Origin of the sequence: Pseudomonas sp. TNT2022 ID1044 (assembly GCF_028656895.1) — a bacterium.
Taxonomy (GTDB): Bacteria; Pseudomonadota; Gammaproteobacteria; order Pseudomonadales; family Pseudomonadaceae; genus Aquipseudomonas; species Aquipseudomonas reinekei.
On the sequence record NZ_JAMDHB010000001.1, the window covers coordinates 362,637 to 378,932 of the forward strand.

The 16,296-nt window shown below is 51.7% G+C and carries 16 protein-coding genes; 5 read left to right on the forward strand and 11 right to left on the reverse strand.

All coding sequences use genetic code 11. The features are described from left to right. Positions 1–10: 10 nt before the first annotated feature. From M5G20_RS01650 to M5G20_RS01690, 9 genes are all read right to left on the reverse strand, one after another. Complete coding sequence (locus tag M5G20_RS01650; protein ID WP_273917587.1) at positions 11–646, reverse strand: hypothetical protein; 636 nt, start codon at positions 644–646, stop codon at positions 11–13. Positions 647–695: 49 nt separating this feature from the next. Beyond that, positions 696–2,261 carry a hypothetical protein gene (locus M5G20_RS01655; RefSeq protein WP_273917588.1) on the reverse strand — a complete coding sequence of 522 codons (1,566 nt, stop codon included), beginning with the start codon at positions 2,259–2,261 and terminating at the stop codon, positions 696–698. Continuing rightward, on the reverse strand, positions 2,258–3,328 hold the full coding sequence (locus M5G20_RS01660) for a helix-turn-helix transcriptional regulator (protein ID WP_273917589.1): 1,071 nt from the start codon (positions 3,326–3,328) through the stop codon (positions 2,258–2,260). The genes M5G20_RS01655 and M5G20_RS01660 overlap by 4 nt, the downstream gene beginning before the upstream one ends. A 121-nt stretch (positions 3,329–3,449) precedes the next feature. Further along, entirely contained in the window at positions 3,450–3,593 is a 144-nt protein-coding gene (locus M5G20_RS01665; protein ID WP_273917590.1) for a hypothetical protein, read from the reverse strand. A gap of 510 nt (positions 3,594–4,103) precedes the next feature. Continuing rightward, positions 4,104–4,601, reverse strand: a complete 498-nt coding sequence (gene radC / locus M5G20_RS01670; protein ID WP_273917591.1) for a RadC family protein — start codon at positions 4,599–4,601, stop codon at positions 4,104–4,106. A gap of 47 nt (positions 4,602–4,648) precedes the next feature. Then, positions 4,649–5,575: a recombination directionality factor gene (locus M5G20_RS01675; protein WP_273917592.1), complete on the reverse strand. Its 927-nt coding sequence runs from the start codon at positions 5,573–5,575 to the stop codon at positions 4,649–4,651. Between the two features lie 106 nt (positions 5,576–5,681). Further along, positions 5,682–6,686, reverse strand: a complete 1,005-nt coding sequence (locus tag M5G20_RS01680; protein WP_273917593.1) for a YqaJ viral recombinase family nuclease — start codon at positions 6,684–6,686, stop codon at positions 5,682–5,684. A gap of 81 nt (positions 6,687–6,767) precedes the next feature. After that, positions 6,768–7,736, reverse strand: a complete 969-nt coding sequence (locus M5G20_RS01685; RefSeq protein ID WP_273917594.1) for a DUF932 domain-containing protein — start codon at positions 7,734–7,736, stop codon at positions 6,768–6,770. A gap of 84 nt (positions 7,737–7,820) precedes the next feature. After that, a complete protein-coding gene (locus M5G20_RS01690) occupies positions 7,821–8,150 on the reverse strand; it encodes a hypothetical protein (protein ID WP_273917595.1) in 330 nt (109 codons plus the stop codon). Positions 8,151–8,529: 379 nt separating this feature from the next. Here M5G20_RS01690 and M5G20_RS01695 point away from each other — a divergent pair, with 379 nt between their 5' ends. The 3 genes from M5G20_RS01695 to M5G20_RS01705 all read left to right on the forward strand — a co-directional run bounded on the left by M5G20_RS01695 (position 8,530) and on the right by M5G20_RS01705 (position 11,714). Continuing rightward, positions 8,530–8,796, forward strand: a complete 267-nt coding sequence (locus M5G20_RS01695; protein WP_232925182.1) for a helix-turn-helix transcriptional regulator — start codon at positions 8,530–8,532, stop codon at positions 8,794–8,796. A 28-nt stretch (positions 8,797–8,824) separates the two neighbouring features. Further along, positions 8,825–10,282, forward strand: coding sequence for a YfjI family protein (locus tag M5G20_RS01700; RefSeq protein ID WP_273917597.1), 1,458 nt, complete (start codon positions 8,825–8,827; stop codon positions 10,280–10,282). A gap of 331 nt (positions 10,283–10,613) precedes the next feature. Next, on the forward strand, positions 10,614–11,714 hold the full coding sequence (locus tag M5G20_RS01705; protein ID WP_273917598.1) for a YagK/YfjJ domain-containing protein: 1,101 nt from the start codon (positions 10,614–10,616) through the stop codon (positions 11,712–11,714). A gap of 17 nt (positions 11,715–11,731) precedes the next feature. Here M5G20_RS01705 and M5G20_RS01710 read toward each other — a convergent pair whose 3' ends face one another. Together M5G20_RS01710 and M5G20_RS01715 are read right to left on the reverse strand one after the other, a co-directional pair. Next, positions 11,732–12,766 (reverse strand): hypothetical protein, encoded by a 1,035-nt coding sequence (locus M5G20_RS01710; RefSeq protein ID WP_273917599.1) that lies wholly within the window; start codon positions 12,764–12,766, stop codon positions 11,732–11,734. A gap of 27 nt (positions 12,767–12,793) precedes the next feature. Beyond that, complete coding sequence (locus M5G20_RS01715) at positions 12,794–14,158, reverse strand: site-specific integrase (RefSeq protein WP_273917600.1); 1,365 nt, start codon at positions 14,156–14,158, stop codon at positions 12,794–12,796. Between the two features lie 1,332 nt (positions 14,159–15,490). Between M5G20_RS01715 and M5G20_RS01720 the strand changes: the two genes are divergently transcribed. Both M5G20_RS01720 and M5G20_RS01725 read left to right on the forward strand, forming a co-directional pair. Beyond that, the gene (locus M5G20_RS01720; RefSeq protein WP_273917601.1) at positions 15,491–15,904 is read left to right on the forward strand and encodes an arsenate reductase ArsC; all 414 of its coding nucleotides are present in this window, start codon (positions 15,491–15,493) and stop codon (positions 15,902–15,904) included. Between the two features lie 8 nt (positions 15,905–15,912). Beyond that, on the forward strand, positions 15,913–16,284 hold the full coding sequence (locus M5G20_RS01725) for a metalloregulator ArsR/SmtB family transcription factor (RefSeq protein ID WP_273917602.1): 372 nt from the start codon (positions 15,913–15,915) through the stop codon (positions 16,282–16,284). Positions 16,285–16,296 lie beyond the last annotated feature (12 nt).

Here is a 16,296-nt window from a genome sequence, read left to right on the forward strand (position 1 = left end):
GGTCGTTTCCTTATTCAAGAATAATCGAAATGGTTTTGCTGACTTCCTGATTCAGCGTTTCTGCACGCTCCAAGAGATCATCGAAAATGAAGTCTTCCAATTGATGGTGAAGCTGAAATTCTTTGAGGAGTGCCCATTCAACGCTGGTGATCGTGCCGTCGCGGAGGGCGACTAATAGCAGCTCGAAAAGGATGACCTTGGGCGCGGTCGGCAGCTCAAATTTCTTGTCTTTGAGTAATTCTTTCAGAACGGTCGTGGCAGCTTGCACCCGGGTTTCAGGCTTTTCCGCTTTGGAAACTGGATACTTTTTGAGGGCTTCGATGAGTTGTGCCGCCACATCATTGGACGGCTTTCCCCCAAACATGAAAGCAGCGGGGGAAGAACGTCCAAACATGCTACTGGAAGTGGAAGCACTTCCAAACATGCTAGTGGAGAGCGATGGACGTGTGATGGACTGCTCAAGCTCAGTGATCATTTCGCGCTCTTTTTCGCCTTCTTGAATGGAAAGCGCACTGAGGTCGGTGCTGGAGGTAAATTCATCTGATGTCTTTCCGTCCCACAGCAGCGGCTTGTCAGCTAGGGCCAACAGTTTTGCGAGATCAAGTAGATGATTTTGGTCCGGTTCGGACAGAAGTTTGAGCAGCATGCAGGGTATCGTCCTTTTTCAGGTGTAGCTTCAGGGCAAGTAAGGTTAGTTACAGCATCAGAGGGCTGTCGGAACTCATGAAGTCATCGAATTCCTCAATAGATTGGAATTGCAGCTCTTTTCCCAGCAAGGTGGCGTATCGATTGATAGTGGCTGCCAAGGCATCAACGCGGCCGCTCCCGGCAGCATCCACAATGGCAAACAAACGTTGAGTTTCTTCCTGCAATTGGGGGATTTCACGACGCGTGAAGTCATCCAACTGCGCTTGTTCTTCGGCAATTTGGTCGCGGGCGGCGGCCTCAATGGCACGGATGCGCGCCAGTTGCTGACGGGAAAGCTCGACGCCACGGGCGGCGTCCAATGCGCTTTGGTAGAAGAGCGAAGAGAGGGTGTAGCCGATCATCCCGCCAATGGCAGCACCGACAAAGGGCACGGGAATAGCCAATTGTCCGAGTGCAGCCATCATGCTGCTGGAAAGCATGCCGGCGCCTTTCTCACCCACTTCACTCAGCAACTGCGCCTCGCTGATCTCGCCGGTGACGTAACGTTTGACCGAACTGCCCAGCGACAGGCAGATGTTGATCGCCAGCGCTGGAGCGTTGGTGCCGGCGAGCGTGCGCAAGGTTTGGTTGCTTGATTGTTGCATGCCACCTTTGAGCGCGGAGCCAGCGAAAGCCGTGGTGTATCCAAGGGCACCGGCTTTAACTGTGTCGAGGGCTAAATCCTGGGCAGCTTCACCCAATTGCTTTTTGTCTTGGGCGACGTTTAACGCATTGGTCAACAGCGAAATAACACCACCGATAACAGCGCCGTACTTCGCGCCCTCTATACCGGCCCGGTGGCTTGTACGGGCGATATCTTTCACCGTCTCGTGCAGCGGCTTTTCAGCGTAGTCAATGGCCTGCTTGGTAGTGATGCCAAGGTCAACGATGTCTTCTTCGGCAAGCTTGTCGAATCTGTCGGCACGGTCGCGGAATTGTTCGGCGAGCTCCGGTTTTCCCTTCTGTTCCGCCAGCAGTGCGTGTTTTCTCAAGCCTTCTGCACGCTTGTGACAGTAAGTCTTGGCGTCTTCGACCTGTTCGCTGGGTAGCTCCAGCTTTTTGCCGAAGTATTTACTGTACTTGTGATCCTCATGACTAACCTGGTTGGCAACCTTGTTTCCGCTGGCCTCCAACTTGGTCTGGGCTTCGTAAATGATCTTGCCGTTTTCATCCACACGGACCCGATCCACCGCTTCGCGGTACTTGGAATCGGTATCAATACCGTAATGCTTCAAATCATCGCTGCGAATCGTGCGCTCAGAAGTTTTGTTGATGATGGCTTCGGCGTTGTCACGACTGGTACCGGCAACTTCGCCAGCCCAGCCCGCTCGTTGTTTGACGCCGGTTTTTTCCTGGCTGATGCCTTTCAGGCCCTTGCTCAGTACTTTCCCGGCTTCATTGTCGACGCCTCTATAGGCTTTGACGAACTCTGCATTGGCACTGCCATAGCGGCTGACGGTTTCACTCGTGGAAAGTGCCGTTGCGGTGCGCCCGACATCCCGCTTGATTTCGTCTCTGCTGTCGTCTTGCACGCTCGCGGTTGAAGTAGGCGTAAAAGTGTCGTGGGACTTCATGGAGCCTCCTGGCAGGCGTGTGCATCGGTAATGGTGGCCGAGTGGTGTTGCATGGGTTGCGTATACAGCCCACTCATTTTTGTCAGCTTCTCTTTGATTACATCTACCCAACGTTTGGGCTCATGCAGGTGAACGCTGTCTCCCAACCCGAACACCCACCAAAGCGTTTCCTGATCGTCCGGCACTCGCGCGCGCAAGCGTTGCCAGTCGCTGCCTGGCAACGGCTTCAGGCTTTGCTCGGGGCTAAGCGGGGTTTCGTTCAGCAGCCAGGCGATATGCGGGGATACGTCGGCGATCAGTTCGTGGTGTTTGATCGGGCCGGGGCTGTTGAAGCCGCCGCTCTGGATGTAATGATCGATCTCGAAGTCAGGTTGTTCGCGGGTCGGCGCATCGAGGCACGCAGCCTGCTGGATGCGGTGCAGGGCGAATTGGCGAACGTCTGTGTAGCCTTCGACAGTACCTATCAGGTAGCTGACGGAGTGGCGCGAGATCATGCCAGCGGGGTGTATGCGTAGGGTCTTGTGCTCGCCTTTGCTGCGGCTGAGGTAGACGATCTCCAGTTGTCGCATTTCCAGTAGGGAAGTCGCCACCTGGGACCAGATGGCCGAGTTCACTTCGGCGGGCTGGAGCGCCTTGCCGTTGGGCAGAGTGCGTACGCGTTTGGCCCAGTGCGCCAGGTTATTATGTTCCAGCCCTTGGAGTTGCCGGTGCGCCAGGTCGAAGTGGTGCGTCAGCAGGCTCAGCACACTGGGCGGCAGCAGCTTGCTCAGGTGGCTTTCGGCGAGGACGAAGGCCAGTGCGGTGGGGGTGTCCAGTGCCGGAAAGTCGAATTGTGGAGTGTCCTTGGGAAAGCTCCAGAGATACGGGCGTTGGCTTTCGTCACAGAGCAGTGGAAAGTCCAGGGCGAGGCGGCCGATGAGGTCCCGTTGCAAGGTCCGACGGTCAATGTCGAAATTCTCGGCCTTGAGTCTTTGCAGCAGTTCGGTGGTGGAAATGCTCTTGGGCGCGCGCGGGATGAGGCGCAGCAGGGCCAAGTGCCTGAATAGCCTGTCTTTGGGATCTGACATGAGGGAACTGTGCTCGAATCAACCTTGATGGTTCGCTGGCGTCACATATCTGGCGAACATTCCATTTAATGGCTTTTTAACACTATATGGTTCTGTTCGCCAAGAGCGGATGGCCGTAGCCTTATGTCTGCTCAGCCCCGCTCGAAGGTCTGCTACGGAATTTTTCGCGGTCCAGTTCCCTCTTCAGTTCATCAATCGCCTGGCTTTTCTTCATCACCACAGCACCGACTACCAATCCAATGGCAAAGCAGACCAACTCTTTCATGGGGAGCTCCTAGGGGGCTGACTTGGGGTGTTGAGAGCTATCCTCCACCAGCCATGCGACATTCTGTGTCGTTTAATGCATGGCGTTGCACCTAATCGACAGTGGCTATGTGGGGCTCCTCTTCGCTTGGTACACCTCTAGACCTCGCCATTTACTTGGCGTCATATTCGGGCAAGTGCAGTGCAGTACAGCTCTACAGTCGCATAGCAGCCCCGGGTCGCCATAATGTGGCCAACCGGGGGCGTGGCAGCACTTGGTCGGAATTCCGAGTAATCCTTACTACCACTTAAATCGTGATGACCTGGTTGGGCAGCTGACTTCTTCCACCGAACAAGTTTTCTCTGCAAGTCGGCTACCAAGGGCTTTGTGGATGGCGGCCATGGTTTTGACTAAAGCCGAGGTTAAGTACAACCGCTGGATCACGACAAAAAATAAGTGATCGGTTACCGTGCCGATGACTGCCCAGGCAACAGCTAAGGGCAGTCTAATCGGGCGGTGTGAGCCTAGGAGTTACAGGTAACCCCGTTCCGCCAACGACACGCAGCCTTCATGGCCCACTACCACATGATCCAATATTCGTGTGCCGACCATGTTCAGAGCGTTCTTGAGGGTGTTGGTGAGCGTGCGGTCGGCTTGGCTGGGCTCCGGATCACCGGAGGGATGGTTGTGAACCATAATTACGGCCGCGGCATTATGTTCTAGAGCGATCTTGACCACTTCCCGTGGGTACACACTGGCACCATCCAGGGTTCCTCGGAATAGCTCCCTGAAGCCTATTACTCGGTGCTTAGTGTCGAGCAGTAGCAAAGCAAAGACTTCGTGCTCGTGGTACTGCAGCAGTGTTTGCAGGTGGTTGAATACCTGCTTGGGCTCAGTCAGTGCCCGGCCTTTAGACAGGCGACTCATTGCCAGTTGTTGAGCCATCTGCAGGATGTCGGCCTCGGTGACCGGTGATTCCATGACATAGGTGCCGGTCGTTTCACCGGCTTTGAGCTTATGATATTTCATGGGTATTCTCTTGAATTGGAAGACATTGGGTCAGGTTGGACGCGTGATCAGTGGGCGCGAGCAGAGTGGTCACTGCCGCTTTGGAGGGATTTGGATTCCAGTTTTTGTACCAGTGAGGTTTTGGCAGGGGCCGCTGGTTTGGGGGCTGCTTCTGTCTCGCTGGTCTGATCTTCAGCTGCGGGGAAGAACTCCTCGACGATGGCCCCGGTGTCCTCATCACTGTCTTCAAAAGCTCCGTTGCTAAAGCCCTGTTGTGCCGCGTGATCCAAGGCGGTCTGATCAAAGCCTGCGGCTTGCCGGGTTTCCTCCAGTTGTTTGGCTTCCAGCAAGGCGTCTTCTAGGCTAAACCCGCTGCGCACGGTGATGTCCACGTAGAAGATCGGCGTGCCGTGGCTTTGGCGGGTGGACTTGCCGCGAAGACGCAACTCCAGCGGCAGGCAGGCAAGACGGTCTCCGGAAATGGCTTGTAGGTAATGTAGGCGTGCCGCCAGGGTACGGATGCTGTTGTAGCCCGTGGTACGAAAGACAAAGCTGCCCAACGGATCGTCATCGCCAATCACCACGTTCAGCCGGCCGTAAGGCTTGCAGGCATTGCCTTGAGCCAATGAACAACCATCCGGTGAAGGGCAGGGCAACGACTGAATGCCGTCCTTGGTCAAACGCTTGCAGGTCTCACCATTGCCTACACAGACTGGTCGTCCGGTGTTACGGTCGAACAGGCTATAGTCAGCCCGAAAGTTGAGGTCGGGCTCGTTGAACAGCAGTCGGATCGGAATGCTGCGCAGCTTGCCGTCCTGGCCATTGCGCAGCTCCTCGTTGAGTGGATGCAGTAACCAGCCGTCGCGGCTCTGTACTTGGGAGGTGAGGGTGAATTGATCGTCCTTTTCCGGCAGACGCTTGCCGTTCTTTTCGACGACCTTGCCGATGGAAATGCGGCCCAAAATCGGGGGTGTGATGGCTAAACCTTTGAGCATGAGAGTTCTCCTGTATCTGAAATAAAAACGCCACCGAGACCGCGCAAACGGCCAGGGTGGCGTTGGAGAGAAAGGGCATGGGAATAAGGGAGGAGCGAACAAACGTTCAGACCAGCAGAAAACGCCGACTGCCGGTTTTGGTGGTCGAGTAGCGTACTTGCAGATGGGGCTTCTCTTTCAGCAGACGGGGGATATCCAGGGCCACGCTGTCTTTGGCTTTCTTCCAAGTGATGTAGCCAGTTGCGAAGATCGCCCGACTGGCATCGCCCATGGCCTGTTGCAACGTTTGCTTGAGCTGAGCTTCCTGCTTCTCCTGCAGAGCAATCGATTCTCGCACGCGCTGTAGTTCGGTAAAGGTCGTACAGAGCCGCGTGTCATGGCTGAAGTCCAGGCTTTGCCCACTGTCCTGCGGATAAAGGCAGCGCAACGCCTGCTCCGCCGAGTCAGATCCGTCTGCCGGCGGCGGGGTATCACTGACGACGTAATCCCAGAACAACCGCTCCAGGTCGATCAGCCGAGCAATCAGTGGTTCATCGCGTTCAATGCGATGGATTTCCAGGTGCTGACCACCGAGCAGTACCGCCACATCAGCGGCCTGCTTGCCGGTGACGGCGAGCTGGTGCATGACTTGCAACTGCACATACTCGGGCACACCCTCCTTCCAGAGGCGTGCGCCGTTTATGCCGGCGGTTTTGCATTCGAGAATCTGCACTTCTGGTGCGCCGATCACCTCACGGTCGATATTGGCCAGCATCCAGTTCAACTGCGGAGCCGGGTGTTGCAGCACGGCATTGATCCGTCGCACCCGGTGACCGCTACGCTTGGTGTAATGCGCAGCCACGATAGGCTCCAAAATGTTGCCCCAGTAAGCCGGGCTTTCCTCGTCTTGCGGATCGAGCTTGGGCAGTGATTCATCACGCCCGGTTTTCTCCATCCACAGCTCCAACTGGGACTTGTACGGGTTCAGGCCCACTGCTGCGGCGGCATCCGAACTGCCGATGCCTTGTTTACGAACCGCCAGCCAGTCCTCACGAGGCAGTTGTTTAGTCCCGACCAGGCGTAAGGCTGGACGGGGTTTGTTGCTTGGTTGTTGCAGAGTTTGCGTGCTCATGATGTTTTCCTGTGCGGCATAAAAAACGCCCGGCCAGCAGAAGCTGACCAGGCGCTTTAATAGTTGAGTAAGTGGGTGTTGCTAGGCGGCTAGTTCCAGTGCAGCCTGTAGGGCGCGTTGTTTGATGACAGCACCTTGGCCAAACCAGGCCGAGTCCATGCGATATTCAGTACTGCGAGCCCGTCGCTCGTGATCAACGTACTCGGTCACAGCATTGAGCAAACCCCACGCAGTTCCTTGGGCCGATTCCAGCGTGGCGCCGCGACCTCCACCTTCGTACAGACTTTGAACCTTGCGCAGTGCGCGCTCGTTCGGCAGGACTTCGGGCAGTTTGCTATTGGGGGTTACGTCACACAGCACGTTCATGAAGAAGCTCATCGCCTCGGGCCACTGCACCTTGCGTTCAGCCAGATTTTTCATTCGGTGCATGAACTCGTCCCATTGCGAGACAGCAATACCCAACTGCTTTTTTACCGCCTGCGGATCGAAGCGGGTGTTGTGCGGCACCTTGATCGCGCGGGTGGTGCCATCCAGGGCGATGGTCAGCGTGTTATTGCAGACCACCCGCACCGTGGTCGGGGTTGCGGTGGTGGCCAGGGTGCCGTCACAGGAGGTGGCCAGCAGCAGATAGCCATTCACCTGGTCATTGCCTTTCAAGGCCGTGCCTTGCCCAGTACGAGCCAATGCCCAGAACTTGCGGCCACCTTTCAGTACCCCGGCCGTTTCCAGTTCGTAGCCCGAGACTTCGGTGAGATCCCTGTAGAATTCCAAGACCTCACGCGGCTGCACCACCTGGTAGCGCTGAGAAACTACCGACAAAGGGGCCTTAGTGTCGGAGCGGTACAGCACCTTCTGTTCTGGGAAGGAGTGAATGCTTCCCAGGTGCCCGATGGCGTCCGCCTTGAAGTGGACCGGGCTGTCCTGGATCTTCCAGTCCATACCGGCTTCACGCTGCCAGATTTCGAGCGGTTGTTTGGGTGAGAGGCGACTGCCCAGACCATGCCAGGGCGTGGCACCAACATATGCCATTTGTTCAACGAGATGAGCCATGGTAGAAAATTCCTGAGGGATGAGTGGAAAGAGCGTCGCTTCATCAACAAACGACGCCTGCTCACAACGATTAACGATTAACGATTAACGATTGACGCTGAAGCTGTAGCCGCACGCCAGGCACTGGTAGTTATCCAGCACCCGGTCATCAATCTGCTCGCCCAGCGTGGCCCCCGCGATCCCGCCAGCCACTCCGCCAAACAGACCACCCAGCAGCGCCCCGGCAATGCTGCCAATGGCGATCCCGACCGGCCCACCGATCACGCCCAGTACGGCACCGGCCTCTGCTCCCGTTAGTGCTCCAGCGGCCCCACTGGCCGCACCGCCCGCTGCACCAATCAAACCACCTGCTTGCTTACCCACATTTTTAGTAACCACTCGTCCTGAATTGCAGCTAGGGCATGGGGTGTACATAAAGGATTCCTCTCTGTTTGCTGAGTCCATGTATCACGCAGAAATGCTGAATGACGCGCTCATCGTTGAGCGTTCATCTGGGTGATATAGGTCTGAGATTTTTTTGAATGAGGCTTGCCAAAACAACGTCCCCGGGAGGGACGTTGTGGGCGGAATCTGAATGTGAGGTTTGGCGTTAGGGGCAGCTATTTTTGCTATTAATAGCTGGAATAGTGCTGGCTAAGGGGGAGAGGTATTCTGTTTTGAAGGAGTGCAGAGTTGCTGTCTGTCAAAGTGGTGAGCTCCAAAAGCGTAACGTTAGCAAGCGTTACGCTCACGTTCTTTGAGATTTGAGTTGCTGCTTATAGGATTGCCTCGTCCAGTCCTAAAGGGTGCAATGATGTTTAATGAAAAATCAGAAACATTGGTTATGCTTCGCTTGAAAGATGTTTTAAAACGAACAGGTTTTTCTAGGTCAACTATTTATAACAAGCTTAAGGTGGGCTCTAAACATTATGATGCGAAATTCCCAAGGCAGATACGTGTTGGAAAAACATCTGTGCGATGGATTGAAAGCGAAATAAATTCGTGGATGGAAGAATATGTGAGGCTGTCTAGGCAGAGTCAAGGCTCAATGGCGGAAATTATATCTGCAATGGTTGTTTGATATTAGTTGCTTGTAGTTGTGGTGATTTATGTATTTTAATTTTTTTAGGCAACAAAATGAAAAAAAATCTTATTTCGGAGATGATTCATATCCGAGTTTGTCGCAGTTTCCCTTGTTGGATGCTGCAATAAATGAGGCTCAAGCAAATATTCAGGCCCCACGGGGATTGATTCAAAATGCGGCCCTAACCGCGATTTCTGCCGTCTTGCAGGGCGATGTAGATGTTCGTAAACCTAATGGTCAGGTCGGTCCGACCTCTCTGATGCTTCTTGCTATTGCTGACTCGGGTGAAAGGAAGTCAACGGTTGAGAATGTTTTCTTGAAGCCGATTAGAGCCTTTCAGGCTAAGCAGTGCGAGGAGGTGAGGGAGAGTCAGTCGGTGTGGAAGATTAAGTACGATACTTGGACGGTTCGACGTAATGGAATATTAAAAGCGATTATGAAAAAAGCATCAAAAGGTCTTCCTGCTGACGAAGAGGAGAAGGTCCTATTGGCTTTACAGAAAGAAGCTCCAGTTAAACCAAAAGAATTTAAGATTTTGTATGAAGACTCAACCTCTGAGGCTTTGTTTCATGGGATGTACGAAAACTTACCTACGGCTGGTTTGATTTCAAGTGAAGGTGGCGGTGTTTTAGAAGGGCGCGCCTTCAATGACCTATCAAAGCAAAATGCCATTTGGAGTGGTGACTCAATCACAATTGATCGTAAGACGGCGGAAAGCTTTGAACTTGTTGACGCGCGGCTGACAGTCTCTCTTATGGTTCAGGAAAGCGTATTTTCGAAGTACATGGCTCATAAAGGCGGGGTGTCTAGGGGGTCTGGTTTGTGGGCGCGTTTTCTAATCTGTCACCCAGCTTCAACACAGGGGACTAGGTATGTAAGCACTCAGGCACCGTCCTGGTATCATCAAACACAATTTGCCTCGCGGTTGGAGCACTTTCTTGAGGCGGGACTTATTTGTTTCAGAGGAAATAAAAAAGAAAAAGAAGTGATCGGATTCGACTCCGAAGCGGCTCGGCTATGGGTGGAGATTGCGAACGATATTGAGTCAAGGATGTGTGCGGGTGGAATACTTTATGGACTAGGTGATCATGGCTCAAAGTTAATGGAGGTGATTTCTAGGTTGGCTGCATTGCTTCATTGTTTTGAAGGGTTTGAGGGTGATATTTCGACGTCAACCTTGCAGGTGGCAACGGATCTTGCTAAATGGTACTCCAATGAGTTTATAAAGTTGTTTGGGCAGAACTCTAAAGAGAATGATGAAGAGCAGGAATTAAATTGCTGGCTAGATAATTTTCGTAAGGTGGGTAAACGGTTTGTTAAGAAAAATTATATTTTGCAATGCGGGCCTGGGAAGTTTAGAAAGAAATCTGCTCTTGAGCATGTTCTTTTGCGACTAGTAAATAACGGTGCTATCCGGATTTCGAATTATCCTGGTGATAAAACTGTTTATGTCGATCTCTGTCCATGGCAGGGTGGTGTGTAGATGATGCCAGGCTCTTCTTGGAGTACTAACTTTTTTGGTTGTTTTTGATATTTGGTGTTAGGTGTTTACGAGTTGCGTGAGTTTGTTTCTCTCGTTTTTATAGGGTGCATGTTCAAGGTGTCTATTGTTTGAATATGTATTACTATTTAATTAAGTTGTTAGGTTTGTAGTTTGGTTGTTGGTTTAATTCAAATAATATATCTAATATTTAGTTAGTCAGTTAATTAATTAAATTAATCATGCAATAGTTGGCGGTTGTGATGTCAACTGATCATTTGTCAGCAACATGGCTCCCCAAAGCCATGCTGCTGGCTTCTTGAGGAATCAGTGAGTGATAGATGAAGTTGATTGGATCGATATTGGAGGTGCGTTAGATCTTATGGTTGAGGAAGTCGGAGGGCTTCCTGTTTTAAGGGTAGAGGAAAGCTTGGTGTTGGAGTTGCGATCTATTGAGAAGTTAATGTGTGAGCTTGCTGGTAGCAAGGGGTATTTATTCTCTTCATTTACTTGTAAACGCGACGGGGTAAAGGTTAAGCCTGAGAGGCTTGGTCGCTATTTTGTTGACAAGCTAAGGAGGGGAAAAGGAATGCTTGAACAGTACTTCCCCTCTCATGAAGTTAATCCTTATGTGGAGGTTTTTTTCAGATGTGTTGATCGAGTTGATGATCTTCATTCGCTCAGAGTCTGGCGGACTTTACGCAGTGGAGCTGCTGAGGCTTTTTTAGGTCTAATGAATGATCTCGTAGAGTTTGCACGGTTGGAGCTGTCCAGTGATGCTTTTAAAGCCGTTTTGAAACGATTCCGTAAAGCGTCCTTTAAGCGAGTGAACAGCTTGGAAGGTTATATAGACGCTCTTTTTGCCCAGCACTCTAGGATGCTTGTTGTGCGTGTTGATTTGTCTTATCAGTCAGGCTTTGTAAGTGGTCGTGAGGATTTTTATGGCGATGTTAAAAAGGTAAAGGTACATTGGGCAAAAATGCAGAAAGATCTACACAAGGGAATTCCAGTTGATGGGTTGTTAGGGTTTGCTTGTAAGCTGGAGTATGGTCAGCTAAAGGGGTTTCACTTTCATTTGTTACTTTTTTATAATGGATCAAATCATCGCCAGGATGGGGTTCTGGCTAGAATTGTTGGTGAGTATTGGCGAGACTCAATTACGGCGGGAGCAGGACGCTATTTCAATTGTAATGCAGTCAAGGATAAATATAGATATCTTGGAATAGGTATGATCAGTTTTAATCAGTTGGACAGGGTAAGCGCTTTGAAGAATAGGGTGGCGTCCTACCTGACCAAGGTGGATTATTGGATACGCCTATCCCCTGAAAGCGGTAGAACATTTTTCAGAGGAAATATGCCTAAGCTGAAGTCTGTGAAGAGAGGGCGTCCCAGAGCCCCTGGGCCTGATCAGGCGGCTCCTCACGTGGCCATCTAGGCATGTCTCATGGCCTATTAGTTTCTGGACTTTAGGCTGATGATGGTAGCTGCTGCGGCAGCCAGCTTTGCCGTGAAACCCCAGTCTGAGCTTTTTAGAGTTTCTATCATGACTGTTCTTTTAGTTGGAGCTTTTTGAATTGTTTTTTGACTCTCTTGCCAGAAGTGTTTTGCCGCTTCATTGATAAGAATTAGTGCGGTGGATGCATGTTCTGGGTATTTAGTTAAGGCTTCGCCAATTGGCATCTTTGTTGACTTTATTTTATGGTAGTGCTTGTCGGGTAATATTGCGAAGGCGGATTGTTCGAATACGTCTTTTCCAGCTGAGTTGTATTTTTTCTCTAGGTGTTTTTTTATTTTATCGATAAGTTCTTTTCGCTCTTCCTGTGAGGCGATATTTGCTTCGGGGATGAATTCATCTGAGGCTTTGTTTAACTCGAAAAGGTTGTCTGATTCCCATTCTTGGCGCTCGATATTTTTCTGTTCTTTGTCGGTGTCTGCTATTGTTTCAAGGATTCTATTTGAGTTCTCTTTTCTTATGAGTATGTCAGTCTTTCTAATTATTATTTCTTCCAGCTTGTCGGGTGAATTTCTTGAGGTGATAAAGAAAGCTGAGTCTATTATCAGGGCTGGAAGTGGTTTTAAGCTTGTCTTTAACAGCTCATGTGCCGATGCTTGCGCGAGGCCTTTTCCGCGTTCATGAAAAGCGGAGAGGTTGAAGTTGTATTTTGAAAGCTCGCCATAGTTTGCTATTTCCTCCCAGTCGGTGACGCTTATGGAAAGAAACTTTATGTCTAAATCTACTTTTGAGTGATAATCGTGATCTGCGCAAAAAAGCGTACCTTTATGCTGCTTTGATAGGCCTTGTGCTGTTTTTGGCTCATTGTCATTTAGAATGATAACCGAGCCGGATACATGAACTGCAACCGTTCTTGGGCAGCGGCATAGAAGGGGGATCTGCAGCTTTTCAATTCTGTCTTTGAATTCACTTTCGGAGATGCTGTGCTCCTCAAGAAATTCAGTTACTGATATAACAAGCCCTTTGTTTTTCATTTGTAATCGTGTCCTTGTGTAGCGGTGCTAGTCTTTTCTCAGGGCGGTTGGAGTGGCTGTATATATCAGGCTGGATAAATGCTTGCCGAGAACTTCCCAAGCCTCCGCCATTTCTTTAGCATAGCTATGACGCTGATAAGTGCGTTTTACCTTGTTTTCCTCTGTGTGGTTGAGGCACCGTTCAGCCACTTCAGGAAGCACACCAATAGCAGTCATAATCGTCGCGCCTGTACGCCGCAGGTCATGAGGCGTCCACTTTCCGCCTGGTAGCAACAGTGCTTGGGCTTTGGCGCTACGTCGGCTCATGGAGCCTTGCTCCGGAAGGCGCTGGCGATCTCCCAACTGCTTGGTTACCGTTTTAGGGCATACATGGTCAGTTATGTAGGTGTTCGGGTAGCACCAAGGTGACAGGCTATTAATCTGCTTTACGCGCTTGAAGTGGCTAATGGCAAAGTCTGAAAGGATGATGCTGTGCGGTTTACCGTTTTTACTATGTTCGGACGGAATCAGCCAAGTGCTTTGCTCTAGATCGATATGCTCCCATCGGGCGCTCAGGAGCTCACCAATTCGACAGCAGGTCGATAGGGCAATCCAGATTGCAGCTTCGGTGGTGACCTGCAGCCCCGCATCAGGGGCTTTCTTAGCAAGCAGCTTGATTTCATCATCACTCAGCACTCGATCGCGCTCGGTGTCTTTGCCACCTATCTTAGCTTTTCGAATACTGGCGCTGGGATCGTGCTCGATTAGGTCGCGGTCTACGGCAAAGCGGAACATTTGGCGCATTAGCGAAAAAACCATCTTAGCCATACGGTTTACACCGCGAGCGAGGAGGGCATCTGTCACCTCGGTGATATGACCCTTTTTCACATCAGCGACAGCCAAGTCGCCCAAGAAGGGCAGAACGTCCTTTTCAAACATCCGACGAGCCTCTGCACCCTTGTCCTTGCGGTTGATGAGATCAACCCTAGCCCAGTGCTCGAATAGGTCGGTAACAGTCTTGCGTGCCGCCTGGCGAGCTTGCTCGGCTTCGGCTTCTGCTTTCTCGGCGGTGAGTCGTGCCAATTCACCATCTCGGGCTGCGATACGGGCAGCTTCCTCGGCATCCAGATGTTCACGTAAGTTGCGAGTTCCACTTTGGTAGAGGCGTGACCACTCTCCAGCTTTAGTTCTTGCTTCCTTAAGGGTAAGCCCATCAGTGCCAGTGGCGTCATATGCACCTATGGGCAGAAACACCCTTCCACCGCTGGTGTCGGTATACCTGAAGTAAAACAGCCGCTCGCCATCTGGGCGAAGACGTGCCATGAATCGGCCGCAGCCGCGAGGGGCATCCTCGATCAGCCAGGTAGGTTTGGCTGGTTTTGCGTTCATCTGTTTGTCGGTGATCGTCGCCACTTTCGCTTCCCCAGAAAGGCCAGGCTCTAGATGGTCACCGTTGGGTCACCGTTTCTCGCTGGCTTTGGTAGAATGCTATCGGAAGCGGTTGGACTGTGTAAACTGTAATGATCCAATGAATACAGTGCTTTAGGTGATTTTGTTGGATTTATTAAGACTGGTTTGGAATACGGTTCACCTTTATGGGGTGCTAGGGGTCGAGTGTTCGAATCACTCCGTCCCGACCATATTTTTCAATGACTTAGCCCAATCTTAAAAGGTTGGGCTTTTTCATGTCTGAAAAATACCCCACACATTTATGTGAGTTCGCGCCGCTTTTGGCCCTTTCTCGCGCTGTCTTTGGCACCAATCCTGTTTGATATTTATCTTCTTTCTCAGCTTTTTCGCATGTCAGATAGCCTTGCCAAAAACCCTGTTTCCGGGCGATTAGGGCGTTTTTCCTCACCGGCTCCGCGGCGCTAAACCCTGGAAGCTCAGTTCCGATTCTTCGTTCTTAAAGGTCACCATCCAACATCCGCGAAACAGGCTGTACGTCACGCGGGCCGTGCCTTTGAAGACAAACGGAAGCACCTTTAGGCCGGACTTCCGATTGTGCGCTAGGGAAACGGAACAGAGCGCGGGGAGGGCGCATCTATTCGAATTGATTGCTGACGGGCTGTGGGCCTTCTGAAGACCCTTTGATCACAAGGCCCAGGGGCCGATTTGGAATCAAACCATCGCGTCCGAGAGCCTGCTTCTTACCTCCAAATTCGACGTTTTTGGGCCCAAACCGCAGTGCCAAACAAACCGCAAATTCACCCGACTTCTTGCTGTTTTGGTGACAAACCATTTTGCAGGTAGTTGGCACCGATTGAGTGCCGCTGAACCCTCGAAAGATCCGTCGGCCGCGGCTTCTAGCGGTCAGCTCGGAATCTCTTGCAAGGTCCTGGTCGGTGCCAAATCCGCTGCTAACTCACAGTGGCGTTGCCATCCGGAAGGCGCAATTGTGTTCCGATCTCATGTCCGGAGGCTCCCCGTGCCAAGGCAATGCTCTGAAGTGACAAGTGCGTTCGTCAACTGTCCTTCTTATTTTCTTTTGCACGTCCAGGTAGTCCTTGAACCAAGGAGCGACCTATTTCTGCGTGAGTGACAGATTCATTACAGAAACCATATATACACCGCCGCAGATATTTGAAGAGACACGGAAGGCTGGCTAGCGCCGTAATACAAAGCTTTCATTGAAGGTGCTTGGCGGGCTCCAATCCTTTTGATGGATTAATCTGCCGTTGACCCTTTACCTCGCATACGGAAAAACATATATTCGTTAAGCCGCATATAAGCTGAGATTTCACAATGACCAGCAAAGCCCGTGTCCTGTTCGTCTGTACCGCAAACGCTGCACGCTCTCAGTTGGCCCAAGCGTTGCTGAGGCATACCGATTCGGAGCATTTCGAGGCGTTCAGCGCCGGCACAACTCCGACTCCGGTAGATCCGCGCACCTTTGAAGCGCTTTCACATATCGGTGTGAGCACTGAAGGATTACGTAGCAAGTCGATAGACGAGTTTCGTGGTGAGCGTTTCGATTACATCATCACCTTGTGTGATAAAGCCGCAGCGGAATGCCTGTCTTTACCTGGAGCCGGTAAGGCATTGGCCTGGAGTTTTGAGGATCCGGCCACCAGCACCAAACCCGACGCCTTCCGTCACACGCTTCACGAAATTCATGAGCGCATCAAGATGTTCGTCTTGGTCAAAAACAAACACTGAGAAGCGATATGGCTGACCATCTGACACCGACCACTGTTTTCAAATGCCTGGCTGACGATACTCGGGTTCGCACGATGATGCTCATCACCCGTGAAGGAGAGCTTTGTGTTTGCGAGCTGACCTGCGCGTTGAACGAGAGTCAGCCAAAAATCTCCAGGCACCTGGCGCAACTGCGTACTTGCGGCCTGTTGTCGGACCGTCGGCAAGGCCAATGGGTGTATTACCGACTGCACCCGAATCTCCCTGACTGGGTTCATCAGGTGCTGACCACTGCGCTCGAAAGCAACAAGCACTGGTTAAGCGCTGATGCCAAACGCCTTGATGAAATGGGTGACCGTCCTGAACGGGCAGCCGTGTGCTGTGAAAGCAAAACCGCCTGATTCCGCCTTCGA